Origin of the sequence: Chryseobacterium sp. HMWF035, from assembly GCF_003094695.1 — a bacterium.
GTDB lineage: Bacteria > Bacteroidota > Bacteroidia > Flavobacteriales > Weeksellaceae > Chryseobacterium > Chryseobacterium gambrini.
The window spans coordinates 51,313-74,411 of the sequence record NZ_QEHP01000001.1; the positions used below are offsets into that span (position 1 = coordinate 51,313).

Below are 23,099 nucleotides of genomic sequence, written 5' to 3' on the forward strand. Positions count from 1 at the left end.
GATTAACCACAAAAGTTTAAACAGATTTTAAAATAGACTAAAAATTTAAATAATAAAATTTCAAAAAAGAAAGGATATGAGAAACTATCAGATAGAAAACCTACCGCAATATTTTGAAGAGTATAAAAAATCGATCAAAAATCCTAAAAAATTCTGGGACAAAATTGCAGATGAAAATTTCGTGTGGTATCAAAGATGGAGCAAGGTTGTGAAATACGATATGAATGAAGCCAAAATTTCGTGGTTTAAAAATGCTAAATTAAATATTACCAAAAACTGCATCGACAGACATTTAGCGGTAAGAGGCGATAAAACGGCAATCATCTGGGAACCGAACGATCCAAAAGAAGAAGCACAGCATATTTCTTACAACGAACTCTATAAAAGAGTGAACAAAACCGCCAATGTTCTTCGTGAAATGGGCATCGAAAAGGGCGACAGAGTCTGCATTTATCTTCCCATGATCCCTGAATTAGCCATCACAATGCTGGCTTGTGCAAAACTGGGAGCCGTTCATTCCGTTATTTTCGCAGGATTTTCGGCATCGGCAGTTTCTTCAAGAGTAAATGACTGCGGTGCAAAAATGGTCATCACCTCAGACGGAAGCTACAGAGGAAACAAAGTTTTAGATCTTAAAAGCATTGTAGACGAAGCTCTGGAAAAAACACCGAGCGTAGAAAAAGTTTTGGTGGTAAAAAGAACCAACAATGAAGTGAAAATGAAGGAGCACAGAGATTTCTGGATGGAAGATCTTTACGAAAACGCCTCTCCGGATTTCGTTACCGTAATTATGGATGCAGAAGATCCGCTGTTCATTCTGTACACTTCCGGTTCTACGGGAAAACCTAAAGGAATGCTTCACACCTGTGCCGGATATATGGTGTACACCGCGTATACTTTTAAAAATGTATTCAATTATAAAGAAAATGATATTTACTGGTGTACCGCAGATATCGGCTGGATTACAGGACATTCCTATATCCTTTACGGACCGCTTTTAAACGGTGCAACCACTGTTATTTTCGAAGGCGTTCCTACATATCCTGAACCGGACAGATTCTGGGAAGTGATTGAAAAACATAAAATTACACAGTTTTACACAGCTCCGACTGCCATTCGTTCTCTGGCTAAAGAAAGTTCAGAATGGGTAGACAAACACGATTTAAGCTCGTTAAAAGTGATCGGTTCTGTTGGAGAGCCCATTAATGATGAAGCTTGGCATTGGTTCAACGATCATGTAGGTAACAAGAAATGTCCGATTGTAGATACTTGGTGGCAGACAGAAACCGGAGGAATTATGATCTCTCCTCTCCCTTTCGTTACCCCTACAAAACCAACGTACGCTACACTTCCTTTACCGGGAATTCAGCCTGTTCTGATGGACGATAAACGCAACGAAATTACCGGAAATCAGGTGACGGGAAATCTCTGCATCCGTTTTCCATGGCCGGGAATTGCAAGAACGATCTGGGGAGACCATCAAAGATACAAGGAAACGTATTTTACCGCTTTTCCGGGGAAATATTTCACTGGAGACGGTGCTTTGAGAGATGAAGTCGGCTATTACAGAATTACAGGTCGTGTAGACGATGTGATTATTGTTTCCGGACACAATTTAGGAACAGCCCCAATTGAAGACAGCATCAATGAACATCCTGCTGTAGCGGAATCTGCAATCGTAGGTTATCCTCACGACATCAAAGGAAATGCGCTGTACGGTTTCGTGATCCTGAAAGAATCCGGAGAAAGCAGAGATAAGGAAAACCTGAAAAAAGAAATTAATCAGTTGATTTCAGATCAGATCGGTCCGATTGCGAAGCTTGATAAAATCCAGTTTGTTTCAGGACTTCCGAAAACACGTTCCGGAAAAATCATGCGTAGAATCCTCAGAAAAATTGCAGAAGGAGATTTCAGCAACTTCGGAGACATCACTACCCTTTTAAATCCTGAAATTGTTGAAGAAATCAAGAACGAAAGAATCTAATATTTTTTACTGAAAACCTATATATAACCTCGCAGAAATGTGAGGTTTTTTTGTTATTTTTAAATTCAATTTATCATCATGAAAAAGCTTATTCTTCTGACATTTTCAACTGTTTTTCTGAACGCTCAAAACTATAAAATATCAGATTTTTCTAAAGATTACTATGCGACAGTTACTAAAAACTCAAGAGACAAAACATCACAGATCCTCAAAGTTTTTAGTTTAAAAAATAAAAAACCGCTTATCACGCAAACGGTAAATTTAAGCGAGTATGATTTTAAAAATACCCAATCCAATATTGCAGAAATCCCATATGGTCATCAAAGTATTATTATCTATGATGATTTTAATTTTGACGGTAAAAAAGACATTGCAATAAAATATGGTTATGAAAGCTGCTACGGCGGTCCGTCGTTTGTGGTTTATCTTTATGAAAATAACACATTTGTTGAAAATGCAGATTTTTCAGATCTAGCCCAAAACTATTGTGGCTTTTTTGATGTCGATAAAGCTAAAAAGCAGATTCATGTCATGACTAAGTCTGGCTGCTGTTGGCATCAATATTCCGATTTCATTATAAAAAATGGCTCACCTTTTCTTCTGAAACAATCTGAAGAAGAGCTCGATGCTTCCGGTCTTTATTATGAAACGGCAGTTAAAGAATGGAAAAACAGATACATCAATTATAAATACAAAACCATTGATACTGATATTGTAAGTAAATACATTCTTTTCTCCTACACGCTGGAAAACAACAAAAAAATGTACCTCATTAAAACTGAAACAAACCATCTGTATTATTTTTTCACTAAAAAAAACGGAGATATTGAACTTCTTTACCGTGATGTATTTTTCTATTCAAAAAAAGAAAATTCGCTTTCTTTCGAAAGTGGCAATGTGCGTTATACGATTTTTAATAATAAGATCGAGGTTATGGTGAATACGGCAAAAACCATCATCAATGCTAAAACCGAAACGAGGAGAAATAATATCTCAAATGTTTACAATTCTTTTAAAAATGAAAATATAGAAAATCTGGAAATTATTAATTAGAAAAAAATCAAACGGTTTCCAATAGATACTTTCAAATAAATTATTATTTTTTATAGATTTTACATTAAAACAATTATTTAATTAAAATTTTATTAAAATACATGGGTTAATATCACTAAATTTATAATCAACTTAAAAACTATTGCTTATGTCAAATATATTAGCTGGATTATTTGGACATCACAGCGATTATAAAAAAATAGAAACAGACCTTGAAAACTCAGGTTTCACAGATTCAGAATATATTGTCTATCTTCATGATGATGAGCTACATTCCCAATATTTGGTAAGTGTAGCCGTAAAAGACCACCATCAGACAGATAATGCTTCCTCTATTTTCAGCCGGAATAATGTGCTAAAAACCTATCTTTTTGAAAACATAGAAATTGAGCAGGCAAATTATATGAACATCAAAAGGTTTATCGATGCCAGAAATAAAGCGGAAATCCACGACAGTCCGGATATAAGAATAAAAACCTCTACTGCCGGAATGGATTCTGAAGTAAAATTTTAACCATTCAAGATAAAAATTAATAACCGAAATCCGCAGAGCGTTCTGCGGATCTTTTAATGCTGAAAACTGCAAAAAATTTCGTATTTTCGTGTAAATATAGGCTTTTACACAAATGAGTTACGACTTAGAACAGGAAAACAAGGATATCCTTGCAAGGTATAAGGATCTGATTTCGAATACATACAGAACTTTAGATGAGGAAAATAACAAGCTCATCCGAAAGGCGTTCGATATAGCGCTCGATGCGCACAAAGATCAGCGAAGAAAATCTGGTGAACCCTACATTTACCATCCCATTGCTGTTGCCAAAATTGTAGCAACGGAAATCGGTTTGGGAGCCACTTCCATTGCGTGTGCCTTGCTGCATGATGTGATCGAAGATTCTGACTACACTTATGAAGACCTGAAGAAAATTTTTGGAGAGAAAATAGCCAATATCGTGAACGGACTCACGAAAATCTCCATCATGAATCATCAGAATATTTCGGTGCAGTCTGAGAATTACAGAAAGCTTCTGTTGACGCTGTCTGAAGATTTCAGGGTAATTCTTATTAAGATTGCAGACCGTCTTCACAATATGCGTACTCTGGAAAGCATGGCTCCGGACAAGCAGAAGAAAATTGCTTCCGAAACCGTATACATTTACGCTCCGATGGCGCATCGTCTCGGATTATACAACATCAAATCTGAGCTTGAAGACCTTTCTTTAAAGTATAACAATCCGGATGTTTACAAAGAAATTACGGAGAAATTAGAACTTGCCAAAGAAAGCCGCGAAAGATATATTGAGGAATTTAAAAAAGAAGTTTCTGAGAAATTAAATGAAGAAGGATTAAATTTCAAAATTAAAGGACGTGCGAAAGCCATTTCTTCGATTTACAGGAAAATGCTGAAACAGGGCGTTTCCTTTGAAGAGGTTTTCGACAATTACGCCATCAGAATAATTTATAAATCGGATGCCAAAAACGAAAAATTCCTGGCTTGGAAAATTTACTCCATTGTAACGGATGTTTATCACAGTAATCCATCCAGAATGCGGGACTGGATTACACAGCCGCGTTCTACAGGATACGAAAGTTTACACTTAACGGTTCTCGGTCCTGATAAAAAATGGATTGAAGTACAGATCCGTTCCGAAAGAATGGACGAAATTGCTGAAAAAGGCGTTGCAGCGCATTACAAATACAAAGAAGGTTACAAACAAAGCTCCGAAGACCGGAATTTTGAAAACTGGGTAACAGAGATCCGCGAAGTTCTGGAACAGCAGCAGGATCTTTCCACTTCGGAACTACTGGATAATATCAAACTGAATTTGTATTCGAAAGAAGTTTTTGTGTTCACGCCAAAAGGTGAGATTAAAATTTTACCTACCAATGCAACCGCTCTGGATTTTGCCTTTTCCGTTCACTCCGATCTGGGAATGAAATGTTTAGGTGCGAAAATCAACGGAAAACTGGTTCCGATTTCGTATGTTTTGCAGAATGGCGATCAGATTGATATTTTATCCTCCCAAAATCAGAAACCAAAATCCGACTGGCTTGAATTTGTTGTTACTTCAAAGGCTAAATCCAAGATCAAGAGTTATTTAAACTCACAAAAAAATCAACTGGTTGAAGACGGAAAAGAAATTTTACAGCGAAAACTTCGTCATGCGAAAATTAATTTTAATGATGAGGAAATCAATAAGCTTCAAAAATTCTTTAATCTTAAAAGTTCACAGGAACTATTTTTAAAATTCCAAAGCAACGAACTGGATGCAAGCAGTTTAAGAAAATATATTGAAAGTAAAAATGTATTCAACAACCTGCTTTCAAGATTCAGAAAATCGCCTGCGAAAAATACAACTTTTATAGAGCCGAAAGAGCAGAATCTCGACATGATCGTCTTTGGAAAAGATGAAGAAAAACTGAATTACAGCTATGCAAAATGCTGTACGGTAATTCCGGGAGACAAAATTTTCGGATTCATCACGATTTCAGACGGGATCAAAGTACACAGCGACAATTGTCCGAATGCGATCAACCTTCGCGCACAATACGATTACAGGGTAATTCCTGCGAAGTGGGTGAATGCGGAAAGCTTCAAGAACAGAGTAAAAATAGAAATTGAGGGACTCGACAGAATGGGAATGATCAATGATATTACCACCGTTATCAGTGGCGCAATGGGAATGGATATGAAAAGTATGTCCATCGAATCCAACGACGGGATTTTTACCGGAACGATCATTCTGGAGGTAAAAAATAAAAGCCAGCTCGAGCAGACCTTCACCAAACTGAATGATATTAACGGCGTCTCCAGAGTGAGACGACTACAATCTTAGATATGAATTTAACGGTATATTTTAAAAAATTTTTCGAAAGCAGTCAGGCTTCGGGAATTATCCTGATTTTCTGTGTTTTAGTTTCCTTACTTATTGCCAATTCCTCTTTTGCGGAAAGCTTTCAGCACTTTTTGGACAGAGAAGCAGGAACAGAAATTTTTCATCTGAAATATCCCGTTAATATCTGGATTAATGATGGTTTGATGGCGATTTTCTTCCTTTTGGTAGGATTGGAAATTAAAAGGGAAATGGTGGAAGGTGAACTTTCTTCATTTAAGAATGCTTCTCTGCCGATATTTGCGGCAATAGGCGGTATGCTTGTTCCGGCAATTATTTATAGTTTTTTTAATTTCGGAACTTCATACGGAAATGGTTGGGGAATTCCGATGGCAACAGATATTGCTTTTTCACTGGCAATTATTTCCATGCTGGGAAAAAGAATTCCGAATTCCATTAAAATTTTCCTTGCTGCTTTGGCAATTGTGGACGATCTGGGAGCTATTCTCGTCATCGCAATATTTTATACAGAACAGATCCATTGGATGTATTTATTTCTATCTTTAGGAATTACTGCTTTATTATTTTTATTGAATTTCCTAAAAGTTACCCGAATTATTTTCTATCTGATTCCCGGATTATTTTTGTGGTATTTCCTTCATCATTCGGGGATTCATGCTACCATTGCAGGGGTTTTACTGGCATTTACCATTCCTACCAATGTTTCAACCGTTGAGATTTCTCCTTTGGAAAAACTCGAACATCAGCTTCACTTTCCGGTAAGTTTTCTCATTATGCCTGTTTTTGCTTTAACCAATACCAACATCACTTTCAATAATGAAATGATCGGAGGTCTTACAAGCACTTTAGGTTTGGGAATTATTATCGGATTGATCGCAGGAAAGTTAGTGGGAATCAATCTTTTTTCCTTACTTGCCATAAAACTGAAACTCAGCTCTCTCCCTCAAAACAGCACATGGATGCACATGATTGGCGTAGGATTGCTTGCCGGAATTGGCTTTACGATGTCTATTTTCATCGCACTCTTATCATTCAAGGATGAAATTCCGATTCAGGATGAGGCTAAATTTGCCATTTTAATTGCTTCTTTTATAGCAGCGGTTTCAGGTTTTTTAATTTTGAAAATAAGCTCTAAAAATGATATTATTGAAGACGAGGAAAATTAATTTTCTTCGTTTTTTTTATCGTTAAATTTCCACTTATGATTTTCATCGCCTTCTAAATCCGGCTCAGAATTTTTTGCGTGATAGCCTTTTGCTTCTTTCTTCAGTTCATCGGAAAGCAGTTTTTCAATTCTCACTTTTCTCAGTGCCATGTTTAATTCGTTGCCAAAAAGCAGAAGATATACATTTACATTTACCCAGACCATCAGAAGAATCATACTTCCGATAGAACCGTAAAGAACGTTGTAACGGGCGATATTCTTCACATAAAGCGCAAAACCATACGTGGTTACCACAAACAGAACCGTGGTTAAAATAGCTCCCGGAACCGCCTGTCTGAATCTTGCAATTCTTACTGTTCCCAACCAGTAAAATAAAGTAAGCAGGATAAAATAAAAGATGGGAAACGATACAAATCCGATGATTTTTGAAAGGTTATCCACCAGCCACGAAATATCCTGAACCGGCGTAAACAGTTTAAGCACAAACTCTGAATAATAGACTCCGAAAAGCGCTAAAAACACAATCGTAATAAACCCGATGGTGATGAAAAAAGACAGTATAAATTCTTTAACATCAGACATTTTTTCATCCGTATTTTCATTAAATCCGTTAATGAGCGAAAACGTTCCGTTCGTTGCAAAAATCAAAGCAAAAACAATGGTTAAATTACTGATTCCCTTCATATTGGGAACAATACTCGTTTCTATATAATTTCGGACGTCACCTTCTATATTGGACGGGAATACATTATGCAGCAACACTTCAAAAATGTAGAACTGAAGCTTGTCATAATGCGGCATATACGGCAAAACGGAAAGCAGGAACAGAATAAACGGAAAAAGACTGATGGTGAAACTCCAGGAAATAGCCGCAGCTTTTCTTCCGATTTTATCTTTAAAAATACCGCTGATGTAGATCTGAAACATCTGCCAAAGCGATATTCCCAAAAAAGGAATATGTATATCGTCAAAAAATTCTTGAATTTTCAAGATGAATTTAGGAGTTTTGATGCCCATTTTACTTTAAAATATTATCTATTTTATCAAAATTTCTGTTCACAAAGGTAGGAGAATTAAACCGGAAACCAATCCCTACCCTAAATAACCATTGTGTTGCCGAATAAAAATTTTCATTTGAACTGTTGATCCAGTTTAGCTGTGTTCCAGCTCCAAAGAACCATTTTCCGTCATCATATCCCATTCTTGCATTAGAATATAATCCAATATTAAACTGATGAAAGTTTTCATTCAGCAATCTTGAATAATAAAATTCAGGATAAGCTTCTACAATTATATACCAGTTATCTTTAATCTTTTTTTGTACACCACCGCCTGATCTTAAAGCAATTCTTATGTCTTTAGAAGGTTCATCGTTAATCGTATCATCAAAAACTTCGCCTTTATAAACTGTTTTGCCAAGATCGTTCAAAATATTATACTGGTAAAACAGTCCTGTACTCACTATAAAAACATCTTTCAGAGGTTCATACGTCATATTGTTAAAACTTCTGTACTCTTCCTTATTTCCTTTCCATAAATAGGTAGTTTCTCCTTTGAATGAGCGGTATTTCGCATTCGGAAACTGAAGATAATGATCCACATTGTAAGCTTCACCGTAAATCAGTCGTAAAAATTCTTTCGTGTCCTGAAAATAGAGTCCTTTTACCTGACTAAAATAAATATACTGCCTGATTTTGGGATTCAGAAAAAAAGTAAATCCGAAATTGAAATATTTTGATTTTCCTTTTTCCGGATCATCATTGTTGATATGAGCAAATTTTGGTGCGAAAGAAAAGCTAACATCAAGCCATCGGTAGCGCAGAAAAAATTCCGTATAAAAAGCATCATTCGGTCTTAGTCTGAATACTTTATCCTGATACAGAAGTCCAAATGAATTATGCAGATAGCTTAATCCAGCAACAGCAGATATTTTCTTCCTGTCTTCTTCTAAAAACTGCTTTATATTTTCATCTTTAATTTCCTGACTGTAAGAAATTAATGAGAAAAATAAAAATGTAAAAGAAAGTTTTCTGCTGCTCATTAATTATGGTGTTATCACAAAAATAATGATTTTTTTAAACTTGAAAACCTGATGCCAATTTTCAGATGATGAGATTCTTTAATTTATGAATATCTTTGCTGTCTAAATTTAAATTAAAAAATGCAGATTAATTTGCTTTGCATCGGCAAAACTGACGATAAGGAAATCTCTTCTTTAATCAATTATTATCTGAAACGTCTTCCCAAACACTGGAATTTTGAAATTATTGAAATTCCCGACGTAAAAAACGCAAGAAATCTTTCTCCTGATCTTCTTAAAAAGGAGGAAGCTAAGCTTTTTATGAACCACATCGACAGAACAGATTCTGTGATTATTCTTGATGAAAAAGGAAAACAGTTTACCAGCAGAGAATTTGCCCAAAAAATTGACAACTGGATGAATTCTTCCGTGAAAAAAATTCACATTCTGATTGGCGGAGCCTATGGTTTTTCAGAAGAAATCTACAGCAGAGCGAATGAAAAAATGTCGTTATCCAAAATGACTTTTACGCACCAGATGATCCGATTATTCATTGTGGAACAACTGTATCGAGCAGACCAGATTTTACAGGGAAAACCTTATCATAATGATTAAATAGGATAAGGTTTTAAAAATAATATTAAACTTTTAAGCCAATCTGTCTTTTTGCTTCGCCCACCACAAAAGCAACGGAATTGGCAATATTAAAACTTCGAATCAATTTAGACATCGGAATGGTAAGATGATTTTCAAAACGATCAAGCACATCTTTACTTAAACCCACACTTTCTTTTCCGAAAACCAGCCAGTCACCATCCTGAAATTCTGTTTCCAGATAGGATTTTTCGGCATGGGAACTCATCAGGAAAACACGCGACAAATCCGGAATATTCCGGATCCATTCGTCGACATTCTGATATTCCGTAACATCAAGATGAACCCAGTAATCTAATCCTGAACGTTTCAGATTTTTATCATTAATAACAAATCCAAAAGGATGAATTAAGTGTAATTTACTTTCTGTTCCTACACACAATCTTCCTATATTTCCTGTGTTATTGGGTATTTCCGGTTCTACGAGAACAATGTTTAACATTGAATGACTTAAATTATTTTGAAGTTTGAAAAGGATATAAACTTAACTCTTTGTGGTGATCATCACAATTTGTGTAATTCCTTTTTCTTTAAATTTTTTCCTGATCTTATCGTCTTTAAGAACCATTACATATTTTATATCTTCAGCCGGAATCTTCTTTACAGTCTCAATATCTGTTTCTTTTTTATTGATGTAAAAGAGAGAATTTTCAGACTTTGCATCAGCACTTTTCAAAGAAGCTTCCAAAAGTGAATTTTCCCTCGTCTTTACTTCAGTTTGCTGAGCATTTGCAACAGTCATTACTCCAAAAGTAAAAACTGCAGTCATAAATAATTTGAAATTTGGTATTTTCATGTAGTATCGTAATTTATTTTTTAACCTCACATTTAGCATACTGATCCATCAGCAAAGGTTTTTCATATCCCATACTTACTGCTTTATCCAGACTTGCACATGCTTCTTTCGGTTTTCCTGTTTCAAATAAAATCAAAGCTTTATTTACATGAGCCTGAGCAAATTTCGGATCGATAGAGATTGCCTTATTAACGTCTGCAAGAGCTTCTTTGTTTTTTTTCAGCCTAAAATAAACGTCTCCTCTTCCACTGTACAGCAAAGATTCGGGCTTCTCAGAAATAAGCTGGTTGTAATCTTTTAAAGCACCTTCAAGATCTCCGCTGTTTTTTTTCAGATTCGCGAGTCCGGTTCTTGCATAAATATTATCGGGTGCAAACGTAAGAATCTGGTTCAGATCTTTCATGGCAAGATCTTTTTTGCCTAAACTTTCATAGACTTTAGAACGGGTAAGGTAAATATCTGCGTTTTCAGGCTCAATCTGAAGCCCTTTGTTGAGATAGTCTATTGCTGCCTGTTTATTTCCTTTCTGTCCGTGAATGGAGCCTAAATTGGCGTATACAGCAGCGGACATAGGATTTGCTTTTAGGGCAGATTCGTAAGATTTAAAAGCAAGTGCAGTTTTACCCAGCCTTCTCTGGGCAGTTCCTAAATTGTTGTAATATTCAGACTGTAATTTCTGGATTCTTTCACTTTGAGCCAATTTGGAATACTGTTCTTCCGCACATTTATAGTCTGCTTTCTGAAAGCAGTCTTCAGCTATTTTTTTGTCCTGTGCGTTAAGATTGAATGAAGCAAATACTGCTGCTAGAAGGAATAAAGATTTTTTCATGAAGTTATTTTTTGTTTGTTGATTACTTTTTTTGCGAGCGCACTGAAAACCACTCCCAATAAAGATCCAACAAACGCCCCCACCAAAATATCTATCGGGAAATGCACTCCTAAATAAATGCGGCTGTATGCAACCACTGCCGCCCATACAAATATAACATAAGGAAACCATTTAAGATTCTTTTTTAATAAAATACTTAAATAAGTTGCCAAAAAAAATGTATTGGAAGCATGAGCAGAGTAAAAGCCGTACTGTCCGCCACATTTCACAATTCTCATGTGATGCTCCAATGTAGGATCGTGACACGGTCTGAGTCTTGCTACACCATATTTGAAAATACCGGCAAGCTGATCTGAAACCGTAACGCCTATACCGACAAATATTAATATAAAAACTAAAGATCTTAGTTTATAATTCTTAAATAAAAAATAACAGAAAATAATGTAAAGCGGAATCCAGATCCATGTACTGGAAATGAGCTGCCAAAACTGATCAAAAGATTGGTCTCCCAAGTTATTGAGAAACAAAAAGACTTTTTTATCTTCCTGAATGATCTCCTCCATCCTATCTGCTTACAGGACCTTCATAGGTTTCGTCTTCAGAAGGTTTTGGTTTTGGAGGTTCATTTTCATTGGATGCCTGAGTTGCCTGAGGTTCTGTTAAGATATCTTTCTGAATATCATTCATCGGATTGAAATCTTTCGCAGCATCTTTTACTTTCTCAATTTCACGTTTGATCTCAGAAACAGGATTGTCTGTTTCTTTCATGATCTCGGTTTTGATGTCTTCCACTGCGCCACGCATTTTTCTTACACCCGAACCCAAGTCGCGTGCAATCTGAGGAAGTTTATCCGGTCCGAATAATACAACGATTGCTATGGCAATCAGTGCCATTTCTCCAATGCTTAATTCCATATTGTAAAATTACGAAAGATATACGAAATTGGATGTTAAATATTAACTTTTAATAAAATATTAAGCTGTATTAAAAATCATTCAAATAATCAGCTTTATGTAAAGGTAAGATAATCAAATAATTAAATTAAGAAAACTTTGTTTTCTATTATTGAAACTATGTAATAATTCTTTCTTTAAATGTTGACTACATTTCTTCTTTTTTGATATTTTTTTTCCTGAAATTAATATAGGTAATAATCACGCTGATCGTCATTAAAATAAAAGCCAGAAAAAAAGGCGCACCCGAAAACTGAAATGGGGCTTTATCGTGGGTGAAAAAATAAAAAAGATTGGTCATCATCGGAGGACCAATAATGGAAGTGGCACTCATTAAACTTGTTAATGCACCCTGCAATTCTCCCTGTTCATTAGCCGGAACACTTTTGGTAATTACAGATTGCAAAGCCGGTCCGCAGATTCCGCCTAAACAGTAAGGAACTAAAAATGCAAACATCATCCAGCCCTGTGTAGCAAATGCAAAAAGAAGCATCCCGACTGCATACAAAGCAAGACCGTAATAAATACTTTTTTCCTCTCCCAATTTGGGCGTTGTCCATCGGATCAAGCCTCCCTGAACCAATCCTACTAGCAAACCGACCACTCCTAAGGAAATTCCGACCATTCTTTCATTCCAGTTGAATTTATACATGGTAAAGAAGCTCCAGTTGCTTTGTACGGCGTGTCCTGCAATGTAAATTAAGATCAAAGAAACTATTAAACCTGAGATTTCGGGATGTTTTCCTAAAAATTTAAAAGACCCGATAGGATTTGCTCTTTTCCAGTTGAATTCTCTTCTTTTATCTTTGTCTAAACTTTCAGGAAGGATAAAATATCCGTAAAGGAAATTCAACAAGCACAATCCTGCAGCCGCGTAAAAAGGAACTCTGGAACCATAATGTCCCAAAAGACCACCCAAAACAGGACCGATGATAAATCCAAGTCCAAAAGCAGCTCCAATGAGTCCAAAGTTTTTAGCACGGTCTTCGTCTGTGGAAATATCCGCAATATAAGCACTCGCTGTAGTTACACTTGCGCCTGTAATTCCCGCAATAACACGTCCTAAAAACAACCAGACAATGGAAGGTGCCAAAGCAAGAAAAATATAGTCTATCGCAAAGCCGAAAAGCGAGATCAGAATAATAGGTCTCCGTCCGAATTTATCACTGAGATTTCCTACAATCGGAGAGAAAATAAATTGTGTGAATGCATAGGCAAAACCAAGCCAGCCGCCATATTTTGCCGCTTCACTTATGTTACTATGAATAAGTTCTTCAATAAGTTTCGGAACCACCGGAATGATGATGCCCCATCCCGTAATATCAATCAGTAAGGTTATAAAAATGAAGCCGATAGCGGCTTTTTTCTTTGCGTTTTCCATAATGTTGCAAAAATAGTCAAATAAGGAAAAATAATGATTCTAAATTATGAGAAATGGTGGTGGCGGATGATTGATGATTAATAATTGATGGTTGATGATTGATTGTGGATGATTTAAGAGTTTAAGCTGAGTGCTTCAATTTTTGATTTTTCAAATATTTAATATCCGACCGGGATCCTAGTCCTGATTGCAGCATTTGTCTGAGCTCATTTTTAATGATTCTTGTGGCGCGGCTTCGCCGCGCCACAAGAATCATTAAAAATAGCGAGTGCGGAAAGCAGGAAATAACTCCTGATTAAATAAAAGAGTTGGAGAGTCTTAAAGATTCAATATCAAAGCAGTTAACAGCAACAAAAAAGCCTCCCGAAACCGGAAGGCGTTTATTCTTATTTATTGTAGTATAAGTTATTTTGAAGCAAGTACTTCTTTGTTGGTTGTTGATTTACCATGTACTTCATCTTCTTTTCCTGTTTTCAGGAAGTCGTAGGCAATTGCCGATGCTACGAAGATGGATGAATACGTACCGAAACCAATACCGATTAACATCGCAAACATAAATCCTCTAAGGTTATCTCCACCGAAAATGAAGATTGCCAGAATTACTAAGATCGTCGTAAATGAGGTGTTGAAGGTTCTACCCAAAGTACTTGAAATAGAATCATCAAATAATCCTGCTAATGTTAACGATTTCTTCTCTCTTAAATATTCTCTGATTCTGTCGAAGATAATTACGGTATCGTTAATTGAGTACCCCAATACGGTAAGGATCGCAGCGATGAAATCCTGATTGATTTCCATATTGAACGGCATATATTTGTGAAGCAATGAATACGCCCCCAAAATAATGATCGCATCATGGAATAACGCAGCAACCGCACCCAAAGAGAACTGCCATTTTCTGAATCTTAATAAAATATAGATAAAGATAATTCCTAAAGCTCCTAAAACGGCGTAAATCCCGTGAATTTTGATATCATCCGCAACCGAAGGTCCTACTTTCTCAGAAGAAATAATTCCTGCATGTTCTTTATCTGCAGATTTGAAATCTTTCAACGTGGTTCCTGCAGGTAAGTTTGATTTTAAACCTTCGTATAATTTTTGCTCAATTACCTGATCCGCTTTTAAAGATTCGTCCTCGATAAGGTAATCTGTAGAGATTTTTAACTGGTTGTTGCTTCCGAAAGTTTTAGCTTCAACAGAAGAGTTTTTACCATCTTCAGTTTTGAATAAAGCCACTAATTTGTCTTCAACATCTTCCGCTTTTATATCTTTATCAAATCTTACCACGTAGTTTCTACCACCTGTAAAGTCGATACCGTATTTGAAACCGTGTGTAGCAATAGAAATGATACAAGCAATCGTTAAAACAGCCGAGAAAATGTATGCATATTTTCTTTTCCCGATAAAATCAATCCACGTATTTCTGAATAGATTTTTTGTTGCCGGAGTCCATACAGAAAGTCCTTTTCCTTTAGACAATCTTGAGAAGATCATTACTCTTGAAAGCAATACGGAAGTGAACAATGTCATTGCAACCCCGATCATCAAAGTCAATGCGAAACCTTTGATAGGTCCTGTTCCGAAGAAGAACAATACAACAGCCGTTAAGAATGTGGTTGTGTGACCATCGATAATCGCATTCAATGCATGTTTGAAACCATCTTTATATGCTTCAAGAATACTTTTTCCTGCGAATAATTCTTCTTTTGTTCTTTCGTAAATGATAACGTTTGTATCGACCGCTACTGCCATCGTTAAAACGATACCCGCGATACCCGGAAGCGTAAGCGTAAAGTCGCCCGAATCCATAATACCGAAAATATAGAATAAGTTGATGATCATGGCAATTACTGCATAAACACCCGCTCCTCCATAGTAGAAAATGATGTAAACGATAATGATCGCAAAGGCAATCATGAATGACATCAATCCTGCATCAATCGATTCCTGACCTAAAGACGGACCTACAACCGTAGCCTGAACTACTTTTGCTCCTGCCGGTAATTTACCCGCTCCTAAAACGTCAACCAACTCTTTTGCTTCCTCTTGAGAGAAGTTTCCAGAAATCTGAGTTCTACCATTTGGAATAGCACCTACAACGTTCGGCGCAGTGTAAACTCTGCCATCAAGCGTTACAGCAACAGGTTTTCCAACGTTTTTCTCTGTTAATGTTTTCCATTCTTTAGCCCCTTTAGAATCCATCTGCATATCTACCACTACTCTGCTCAACTCATCATAGCTGATGTTTGCACTTTCTACAGCACCGTCTACTGGAGCTTTCTGGTTGATATTTCCTCTGATGGCATATAATACCAAGCTTTCAGCATCGGAAGCTTCCGGCTTGTATCCCCACATAAACTGTGTATATTTTATGTTTGCAGGACGTAAAGACTGTGCAACTTTGCTGTTTAAAATTTTGTTTACAACAGCGGTATCAGACAATTTTACGCTTCCTACAGCACTTTGGCTCATAGATTTTCCACCCTGCATGATATTCATGAAGTTTACATTTTTTGCAACTCCCATAGAATCTCCTTTTGCAGCGATCATAGTAGCTAATGTCTGGAAATAAGGATACACTTCAGGAGATTGCTGTACTTCCCAGAACTGAAGTTTTGCAGAAGTCTGAAGCATTTTCTTGACTTTATCGATATCCTTCATCCCCGGCATTTCAACAGAAATTCTTGCTGTACCCGGAACTCTCTGAACGTTCGGCTGGATGGCTCCAAGCTTATCAATTCTGGTTCTGATTACCTCAAAAGCGGTTCCTACAGATGCATCGATCTTTCTTTTAACAATCGCTTTTACCTGATCATCAGGCGTATTGTACTTTACTTCAGTAAGCGTTGTGTTTCCGAAAAGTTCCGGATCTGCCAGCTTCAGATTTGTACCTTTTGCTGTGTTAATTGCATCGAACTGATCGAAGAAATTGTCGATGTAAGCTTTTGTAGAATTCTTCTGAACTTCATCTGTCTTGTTTAAAGCCTCAATAAGGATCGGATTTGTAGAATACCCTGTAAGATCATTCACAAGATCTCTCTGGTTGATTTCCAAAAGAACGTTGATCCCCCCTTTAAGGTCAAGACCAAGTTTCATTTCCTTGTCTTTGGCTTTTGTGTAATAAAGTTTAGTGAATCCCAGATTCAGAGTATCCTTAGAAAGTTTTGCAATTTCTTTCTGATACTTCTCCGGATTATCTCCTGCAATAGCAGTCGCCTGCTTTTCAATTTTGCTGGCGTACCATGTTGGTAATAGCTCATTTAAGCAAATTAACCCTAGTACAATAGCAACAATTGTAATAAGTCCTTTTCCTTGCATTTTGTTATAACTACGTTAAATTAAGTCGGCAAATATAATCATTTTCTTGAATTTTATGAATTTTTAACAACAGAAATCGTTTATTTTCAGATATATCGGCATTCTTATTTTCATTTAAGATTTAATAATTTTTTCGTGATATTTTAATGAATTTTTCAAAGTTTGATTGGTATGAAATTTTCATTCAGATTTAATACACTAAATATCAAAATATTATGAAAAAACTACTTTTTTGCGCAGGTATTTTTTCCTCCCTCCTCTTTAATGCCCAAAGCATTACTCTGGAAGAATTTGCGACCGGGTTTACGGCACCCGTAGAAATCACCAACGCCAACGACAGCCGGATGTTTGTTGTTCAGCAAAACGGAATCATTAAAATTTTACAATCGAATGGAACAGTAAACTCTACTAACTTTTTAAACATCAGCTCAAAAATCACTTACGGAGGAGAAAGAGGGCTTCTTGGACTGGCTTTTCACCCGCAATACCCGACAAACGGGTATTTTTTTGTGTATTACAATGACACCGGCGGAAATATTACTGTAGCCAGATACACCAGAAGTTCTGCCAATCCTGATGTTGTCGATCCTGCAACTGAAAAAATTGTTCTGAATCTCCCAAAACCTTTTGAAAATCACAACGGAGGAAGTATTCATTTTGCACCGGATGGTTATTTGTGGGTGGTTACCGGTGATGGCGGAAGCGGCGGCGATCCGAACAATAATGCCCAGAATAAGAATTCTCTTTTGGGTAAATTACTGAGGTTGGACATCAATTCTACCGGAGCGTACAACATTCCTTCGGGAAATCCTTTTGTGGGAGTTGACGGAGCCGATGAAGTCTGGGCTTACGGATTAAGAAATGCATGGAAGTTTAATTTTGATACCGTTTCCGGAAATGTAATAATTGCGGATGTGGGACAGGGACAGATTGAAGAAATCAACAGAATGCCTTTAACACAAGCCGGAATTAACTACGGATGGCGCTGTTATGAAGGAAATAACACGTACAATACGGCAGGTTGCGCTGCGCAATCAACGATGACTTTTCCTGTTGCAGCCTATGATCATTCCGGAGGAAAATGCTCAATAACGGGAGGTTACGTCTACAGAGGAACACAGTTTCCAGCGCTGCAGGGAAGGTATTTTTTTGCAGATTACTGCTCTACGCAGATCGGAAGTCTGAATTCCGATGATTCGATCACATGGACTTCTGCTTTTTCAGGCAATAATTTTTCAACATTCGGAGTGAATAATCAAAATGAGCTTTTTGTAGCTGCCGTTAACAGCGGTAAAATTTTCAGAATCACCACGACAAGTCTGGGAACGAATGAGAGCAGTATTTCAACCCAGATAAAAGTTTATCCGAATCCTGCTTCTAAAAAGATTTTCATCGAGGGCATGAAGGATAAAAACACAACGGTTGAGATCATCAGTTTTGAAGGAAGAAAGGTTTTGGAACAGGGAAAAATTGAAAGTGACAACAGCGTCAATATTTCAGGAATTCCTGCGGGAGTTTATTTCATCAACTTAAATTCAGGAAATGAAAAATCTTACAGCAAAAAAATAATAATTAAATAAATTTTCAAACAGCTAAAAAGCCTCACTCCAAAAATGGACTGAGGCTTTCTTATTTATTTTAAAAATATTATATCGTCATCGAGAAAATTCTCGTTTCCGGCTTGTTTCTCATCATTCTGAGATCAAAAACCATTGCTACATTTCTCGTAAAGGCTCTTCCTTTTTCTGTAATCTGGATATGATGACCATTAATTTCCACCAGCTCATCATTTTCCATTTCTTTCAGCATTTCAAATGCATTTTCAAGCTCCGGAAAAGAATTATGGATGTCAAAAGTGGTTTCCAACTGACACATCAGGTTCAGAATATGTCTTCTTACCGTAAGATCTTCATCATTCAGAATATGACCTTTCACGACAGGAATTTCATCTTCTTCCACCATTTTCTGGTATTCTTCCACGGTTTTGATATTCTGGGCAAAAGCATACCAAGAATCTGAAATGGCAGACATTCCCAAACCAACCATCAACTGGGTTTTGCTTGAGGTATAGCCCATGAAATTTCTGTGCAATTTCTTCTGAATCAGAGACTGGTACAAATCGTCATGTTCCAGAGAAAAATGATCCATTCCGACTTCGATATAGCCTAATTCTTCCAGTAATTTTTTACCGTCTTCGTACAAACGGCGTTTTTCTTCACCACTTGGCAAATCATTTTCATCAAAACCTCTTTGTCCGACACCTTTCACCCACGGAACGTGCGCGTAAGAATAAAATGCCAATCGGTCCGGTTTTAGTTCCATCGTTTTGCGGATGGTGCTTTCCATCGCTTCCCAAGTCTGATGCGGAAGTCCGAACACCAAATCGTGACTGATTCCTCTGTAACCGATCTCTTTCGCCCATTCCGTCACTTCTCTTACTTTTTCGAAAGACTGAATTCTGTTGATCGCTTTCTGCACTTTCGGATCGTAATCCTGAACGCCGAAACTCACTCTTCTGAATCCTAAATCGTACAAAGTCTGAAGATGCTCTTTCGTGGTATTATTCGGATGCCCTTCAAAAGAAAATTCCTGATGTTCGGCAATTTCTACGGTTTCAAAAATTCCTTCCAGTAAGGTTTTTAAGTTTTTCGGAGAAAAGAAAGTCGGAGTTCCTCCTCCTAAATGCAATTCTTTCAGTTTGGGCTTTTCGTTAAACAGTTTAAGGTAAAGCTGCCACTCTTTTAAAACACTTTCCAGATAAGGAATTTCAACGCTGTGTTGTTTTGTGATCCGTTTGTGACACGCGCAGAACGTACATAAAGCCTCACAAAAAGGAAGGTGAATATATATGGAAATCCCCTCTTCTGCATTACTTTCTTTAAATGTTCGGATGACACTCTGCTTCCACAATTCCGGAGTGAAAGAATTTTCATCCCAGTAAGGAACAGTAGGATAAGAAGTGTAACGAGGTCCGGGAATGTTATATTTATCGATTAAAGAATTCATTTTCTGTTTACAATTTTAAGGTGAGCCAAGATCAGGTTTCACAATGCAAAATTAACTATATCTGATGAATTTTGTATCATGAAATATATTAGCCTTTTTTTGAAATTTATAATGAGTCTAAATATTCCGAATTTAAATATATTTAATCTAATTTCGGAATTAACCACAAAAGACAATGTTAAAAAGAATTTCAATAGTATTCAAAGTGCTCAAAAGAATAAAAATCAAAGATTTTTAAAACTATTGTGAACTTTTTCATTTATAATGATCAACTTTAAATAAAAGGTTAGTTATCTTTTGTACCTTTTGTGGTTAAATAAAAAGTTTAAACAGACTCCATATAAAAACATCAAAGATAAGTTCAAAAAAATAATCGTTTTTGAAATTTATGAAGTTAAATTCTATTCTTTAGATTCAGAATTTCAATTTCATGACAGAAATTTTACCATTTCCTGCAAAAACAACGGTATCCTGATTTATCCATTCACAAACAAAAAATCCTTTCTCCACTGAAATTTTCTTCCATGTTTTCCCGAAATCAGAAGAATAACTGATATGTTGATCTCCAACCGAAATAATCTCTTTTCCTTTGGAATTTGGTTTTATCTTCACACAGGTTGTATATCCTGCATTTTGCCCGGAAGCCTGAATTTGCCACGTTTCTCCGCCGTCATTGGTGGTTGCGATATTGTTGATATTAGCTTCCTGTTTTGTGTAATCTCCACCAACCGCAATCCCGAATGTATCGTCTAAGAAATCGATGGAATAGATTCCCTGAGAAGATTCTCCCTGAATAACCGGAGTCTTGATGATTTTAAACTGATTATTCTTAAAATTTAATTTTAAAATTCTTGAAGCTTTCCCTCCTGTTGCAATCCATAAATAGTTTTTGGTGGATGAAATATTGGTATTGCTTGCTGCAAAAGCTGCTTCTCCTTCATTCAGTACGACATCATTTTTAAGCATAGTCCATTTTCCGTTATCAAATTTGGCAAGTTTTAATTTGCTGTCCTTATCTGCATCACTGAAAGTATAAGCCAGTTTATCATTCACAAAATGAAGTGCATCATAAAAAGCCGTTTTCACAGTATCTCTAAATACCACTTCATATTTTAAACTTTTTTTATCGATCTTAAAAAATTCAGCAGGACTTTCGATATTGATGGCATAAAAAGCCTTTTTATCCTGTCCCAAAGTACGGAACTGCAATTTCTTTTCCGATAATTTAATCTGTTTCTGATTGGCTGTATTTTTCAAATCAACATATCCAAACTTAGAATCCGTTCCGCTGTACCAGACTTTGTTATCGTAGATTTCAATAGCTCTGATGCTGATTTTATCGTTTAAAATTGTTTCTGAACTTTCAATCTGCTGAGAAAATGTAAAAATTCCTGAGAATGACAGTAAAAATGGTAAAAGCTTTTTCATATTCACAAAAATAAAAAATCCACAGAATTCTGTGGATTTTATTTGATCTATTTATAAAATTTTAATCTAAATCAGGTTTTTCTAACGGCTCCTGCTCTGCTTTGAACGTTTCGCCATAACCCACTTTGTGAAGTTTACTGTTTCTTAAACTGTAGGTAAAGTAAATGACCACACCAAGCGCTAACCAAGCCATAGAAAGGTATTTTGCCTCGTGGCTTAAGTTCCAGATCAGATAAAGGTTGATGCAGATTCCTAATGTTGCGATTACAGGAAGTGCAGGAACTTTAAATGTTCTTGGCATATTCGGTTCTTTTTTTCTTAAGATCCAAACCGCAACACAAACCATTGTAAATGCGAATAAAGTACCGAAACTCGTCATATCTGCCAATTTACTGATCGGCGTAAACGCTGCAACAGTAGCGATAATGATTCCTAAAAGCATTAAACTTTTAGCCGGTGTTTTTCTTACCGGATGAACATCGCTGAACATTTTAGGGATAAGACCATCTTTAGACATTCCTAAGAAAATTCTTGATTGTCCCATGATCATTACCATCAATACGGAAATTAAACCTACAGTTGCTGCAATCGTGATGATGTATCCAGCCCAACCCTGTCCTGCAATTTCGAATGCATACGCTACAGGTGCTTTAATTGCGTCCGGATATTTTCCCTGAGGATTGAAGTCTGAGTAATGCATCATCCCTGTTAAAACAAGAGATACCAAAATATATAATCCTGTACAAACCAAAAGTGAAACGATGATCGCAAACGGAACATCTTTTTTCGGATTGATCGCTTCCCCAGCCTGTGTAGAAACGGCATCGAAACCTACATACGCGAAGAAAATTGCCGCCGCTCCGGAAATAATACCCTGAATACCGTAAGCTTCTTTAAGATTTTCTCCTTCTTTTACCATTGTAGCAGCAGGAATGAAAGGATTCCAGTTATCTGCATTAATGAAGAATGCTCCTGCAATAATCACGAAAAGAACCGCAGAAACCTTCATGATTACGATAAGGTTATTTGCTTTTGCAGCTTCTTTAGTTCCCTTGATAAGGATAGAAATTACAAAAATTACGATAAGGAATGCCGGTAAATTCATTGAAAAACCTTCTCCTGAATAACTTGCTGGATCTGAGGTAAGGTAATCCGGAAGATGAAGACCGAACATTTTTAACAACTTATTAAAATATCCCGACCAGGAAACGGCTACTGTCATAGATCCCATCGCATACTCGAGGATGAGTCCCCAACCGATGATCCATGCAAATATTTCTCCCACTGTTCCGTACGCATACGCATACGCTGAACCTTCAACAGGCAGAATAGATGCAAATTCTGAGTAACACAACGCTGCAAATACACAAGCAATTCCGGCAATAATGAAGGAAAGAGCCAATGCAGGTCCCGCATGATAATACGCTCCGGTTCCTGTAAGTACGAAAATTCCTCCACCAATAATAGCCCCGATTCCGATAGCTGTAAGACTCCATTTACCGAGTACTCTTTTGAGCTGACTGCTTTTCATATCATTTTCGAAAGCACTCATCGGTTTTTTGGTCCAAATTTTAGACATATTTTATTATTTATTAAAGATTTACGAAAATATAAAAAATTTAGAAACATTAACGTTTATTAATAATTTTTCCTTGT

General features: G+C 36.6%; 19 protein-coding genes. 7 read left to right on the plus strand and 12 right to left on the minus strand.

What is annotated here, in order from left to right; all coding sequences use genetic code 11:
* Window positions 1–52: 52 nt before the first annotated feature.
* From acs to nhaA, 5 genes are all read left to right on the plus strand, one after another.
* The gene (acs, locus tag DD829_RS00250; protein ID WP_262497936.1) at window positions 53–1,984 is read left to right on the plus strand and encodes an acetate--CoA ligase; all 1,932 of its coding nucleotides are present in this window, start codon (window positions 53–55) and stop codon (window positions 1,982–1,984) included.
* Between the two features lie 78 nt (window positions 1,985–2,062).
* Window positions 2,063–3,037 (plus strand): XAC2610-related protein, encoded by a 975-nt coding sequence (locus DD829_RS00255; RefSeq protein WP_116547421.1) that lies wholly within the window; start codon window positions 2,063–2,065, stop codon window positions 3,035–3,037.
* Between the two features lie 148 nt (window positions 3,038–3,185).
* A complete protein-coding gene (locus DD829_RS00260) occupies window positions 3,186–3,551 on the plus strand; it encodes a hypothetical protein (protein WP_108411130.1) in 366 nt (121 codons plus the stop codon).
* A 112-nt stretch (window positions 3,552–3,663) separates the two neighbouring features.
* On the plus strand, window positions 3,664–5,874 hold the full coding sequence (locus DD829_RS00265; RefSeq protein ID WP_108411131.1) for a RelA/SpoT family protein: 2,211 nt from the start codon (window positions 3,664–3,666) through the stop codon (window positions 5,872–5,874).
* A 2-nt stretch (window positions 5,875–5,876) separates the two neighbouring features.
* Window positions 5,877–7,058: a Na+/H+ antiporter NhaA gene (gene nhaA, locus DD829_RS00270; protein WP_108411132.1), complete on the plus strand. Its 1,182-nt coding sequence runs from the start codon at window positions 5,877–5,879 to the stop codon at window positions 7,056–7,058.
* Here the strand turns inward: nhaA and DD829_RS00275 are convergent.
* Together DD829_RS00275 and DD829_RS00280 are read right to left on the minus strand one after the other, a co-directional pair.
* Window positions 7,055–8,074, minus strand: coding sequence for a YihY/virulence factor BrkB family protein (locus tag DD829_RS00275; RefSeq protein WP_108411133.1), 1,020 nt, complete (start codon window positions 8,072–8,074; stop codon window positions 7,055–7,057). The genes nhaA and DD829_RS00275 overlap by 4 nt on opposite strands.
* A gap of 1 nt (window position 8,075) precedes the next feature.
* The gene (locus DD829_RS00280; protein ID WP_108411134.1) at window positions 8,076–9,098 is read right to left on the minus strand and encodes a DUF4421 family protein; all 1,023 of its coding nucleotides are present in this window, start codon (window positions 9,096–9,098) and stop codon (window positions 8,076–8,078) included.
* A gap of 120 nt (window positions 9,099–9,218) precedes the next feature.
* Between DD829_RS00280 and DD829_RS00285 the strand changes: the two genes are divergently transcribed.
* Window positions 9,219–9,692 carry a 23S rRNA (pseudouridine(1915)-N(3))-methyltransferase RlmH gene (locus DD829_RS00285; RefSeq protein WP_108411135.1) on the plus strand — a complete coding sequence of 158 codons (474 nt, stop codon included), beginning with the start codon at window positions 9,219–9,221 and terminating at the stop codon, window positions 9,690–9,692.
* 25 nt (window positions 9,693–9,717) lie between these two features.
* Here the strand turns inward: DD829_RS00285 and DD829_RS00290 are convergent, their stop codons facing one another.
* From DD829_RS00290 to secD, 7 genes are all read right to left on the minus strand, one after another.
* A complete protein-coding gene (locus tag DD829_RS00290; protein ID WP_116547422.1) occupies window positions 9,718–10,173 on the minus strand; it encodes a tRNA (cytidine(34)-2'-O)-methyltransferase in 456 nt (151 codons plus the stop codon).
* A 42-nt stretch (window positions 10,174–10,215) separates the two neighbouring features.
* Entirely contained in the window at window positions 10,216–10,527 is a 312-nt protein-coding gene (locus DD829_RS00295) for a hypothetical protein (protein WP_123906769.1), read from the minus strand.
* Between the two features lie 13 nt (window positions 10,528–10,540).
* Window positions 10,541–11,356, minus strand: a complete 816-nt coding sequence (locus DD829_RS00300) for a tetratricopeptide repeat protein (protein WP_076393562.1) — start codon at window positions 11,354–11,356, stop codon at window positions 10,541–10,543.
* Window positions 11,353–11,919, minus strand: a complete 567-nt coding sequence (locus DD829_RS00305) for a phosphatase PAP2 family protein (RefSeq protein ID WP_076393560.1) — start codon at window positions 11,917–11,919, stop codon at window positions 11,353–11,355. Before DD829_RS00305 ends, DD829_RS00300 begins: the two co-directional genes overlap by 4 nt.
* Window position 11,920: 1 nt before the next feature.
* A complete protein-coding gene (locus DD829_RS00310) occupies window positions 11,921–12,271 on the minus strand; it encodes a twin-arginine translocase TatA/TatE family subunit (protein WP_116547424.1) in 351 nt (116 codons plus the stop codon).
* Between the two features lie 187 nt (window positions 12,272–12,458).
* Window positions 12,459–13,691 carry a TCR/Tet family MFS transporter gene (locus tag DD829_RS00315; protein WP_108410341.1) on the minus strand — a complete coding sequence of 411 codons (1,233 nt, stop codon included), beginning with the start codon at window positions 13,689–13,691 and terminating at the stop codon, window positions 12,459–12,461.
* A 405-nt stretch (window positions 13,692–14,096) separates the two neighbouring features.
* Entirely contained in the window at window positions 14,097–17,009 is a 2,913-nt protein-coding gene (gene secD / locus DD829_RS00320; RefSeq protein WP_116547425.1) for a protein translocase subunit SecD, read from the minus strand.
* 215 nt (window positions 17,010–17,224) lie between these two features.
* Here secD and DD829_RS00325 point away from each other — a divergent pair, with 215 nt between their 5' ends.
* Window positions 17,225–18,589 carry a PQQ-dependent sugar dehydrogenase gene (locus DD829_RS00325; RefSeq protein WP_108409738.1) on the plus strand — a complete coding sequence of 455 codons (1,365 nt, stop codon included), beginning with the start codon at window positions 17,225–17,227 and terminating at the stop codon, window positions 18,587–18,589.
* 67 nt (window positions 18,590–18,656) lie between these two features.
* Here DD829_RS00325 and hemN read toward each other — a convergent pair whose 3' ends face one another.
* The 3 genes from hemN to DD829_RS00340 form a co-directional block, all read right to left on the minus strand.
* Window positions 18,657–20,015, minus strand: coding sequence for an oxygen-independent coproporphyrinogen III oxidase (gene hemN / locus DD829_RS00330; protein WP_108409739.1), 1,359 nt, complete (start codon window positions 20,013–20,015; stop codon window positions 18,657–18,659).
* A gap of 414 nt (window positions 20,016–20,429) precedes the next feature.
* A complete protein-coding gene (locus DD829_RS00335; protein WP_116547426.1) occupies window positions 20,430–21,443 on the minus strand; it encodes a WD40/YVTN/BNR-like repeat-containing protein in 1,014 nt (337 codons plus the stop codon).
* A 61-nt stretch (window positions 21,444–21,504) separates the two neighbouring features.
* On the minus strand, window positions 21,505–23,022 hold the full coding sequence (locus DD829_RS00340; RefSeq protein WP_084196433.1) for an APC family permease: 1,518 nt from the start codon (window positions 23,020–23,022) through the stop codon (window positions 21,505–21,507).
* Between the last annotated feature and the right edge of the window lie 77 nt (window positions 23,023–23,099).

Coding starts and splice junctions, on each gene's coding strand:
- DD829_RS00255 (WP_116547421.1), top strand. CDS start 2,063: ATGAAAAAGCTTATTCTTCTGACATTTTCAACTGTTTTTCTGAACGCT.
- DD829_RS00260 (WP_108411130.1), top strand. CDS start 3,186: ATGTCAAATATATTAGCTGGATTATTTGGACATCACAGCGATTATAAA.
- DD829_RS00265 (WP_108411131.1), top strand. CDS start 3,664: ATGAGTTACGACTTAGAACAGGAAAACAAGGATATCCTTGCAAGGTAT.
- nhaA (WP_108411132.1), top strand. CDS start 5,877: ATGAATTTAACGGTATATTTTAAAAAATTTTTCGAAAGCAGTCAGGCT.
- DD829_RS00275 (WP_108411133.1), bottom strand. CDS start 8,074: ATGGGCATCAAAACTCCTAAATTCATCTTGAAAATTCAAGAATTTTTT.
- DD829_RS00280 (WP_108411134.1), bottom strand. CDS start 9,098: ATGAGCAGCAGAAAACTTTCTTTTACATTTTTATTTTTCTCATTAATT.
- DD829_RS00285 (WP_108411135.1), top strand. CDS start 9,219: ATGCAGATTAATTTGCTTTGCATCGGCAAAACTGACGATAAGGAAATC.
- DD829_RS00290 (WP_116547422.1), bottom strand. CDS start 10,173: ATGTTAAACATTGTTCTCGTAGAACCGGAAATACCCAATAACACAGGA.
- DD829_RS00295 (WP_123906769.1), bottom strand. CDS start 10,527: ATGAAAATACCAAATTTCAAATTATTTATGACTGCAGTTTTTACTTTT.
- DD829_RS00300 (WP_076393562.1), bottom strand. CDS start 11,356: ATGAAAAAATCTTTATTCCTTCTAGCAGCAGTATTTGCTTCATTCAAT.
- DD829_RS00305 (WP_076393560.1), bottom strand. CDS start 11,919: ATGGAGGAGATCATTCAGGAAGATAAAAAAGTCTTTTTGTTTCTCAAT.
- DD829_RS00310 (WP_116547424.1), bottom strand. CDS start 12,271: ATGGAATTAAGCATTGGAGAAATGGCACTGATTGCCATAGCAATCGTT.
- DD829_RS00315 (WP_108410341.1), bottom strand. CDS start 13,691: ATGGAAAACGCAAAGAAAAAAGCCGCTATCGGCTTCATTTTTATAACC.
- secD (WP_116547425.1), bottom strand. CDS start 17,009: ATGCAAGGAAAAGGACTTATTACAATTGTTGCTATTGTACTAGGGTTA.
- DD829_RS00325 (WP_108409738.1), top strand. CDS start 17,225: ATGAAAAAACTACTTTTTTGCGCAGGTATTTTTTCCTCCCTCCTCTTT.
- hemN (WP_108409739.1), bottom strand. CDS start 20,015: ATGAATTCTTTAATCGATAAATATAACATTCCCGGACCTCGTTACACT.
- DD829_RS00335 (WP_116547426.1), bottom strand. CDS start 21,443: ATGAAAAAGCTTTTACCATTTTTACTGTCATTCTCAGGAATTTTTACA.
- DD829_RS00340 (WP_084196433.1), bottom strand. CDS start 23,022: ATGTCTAAAATTTGGACCAAAAAACCGATGAGTGCTTTCGAAAATGAT.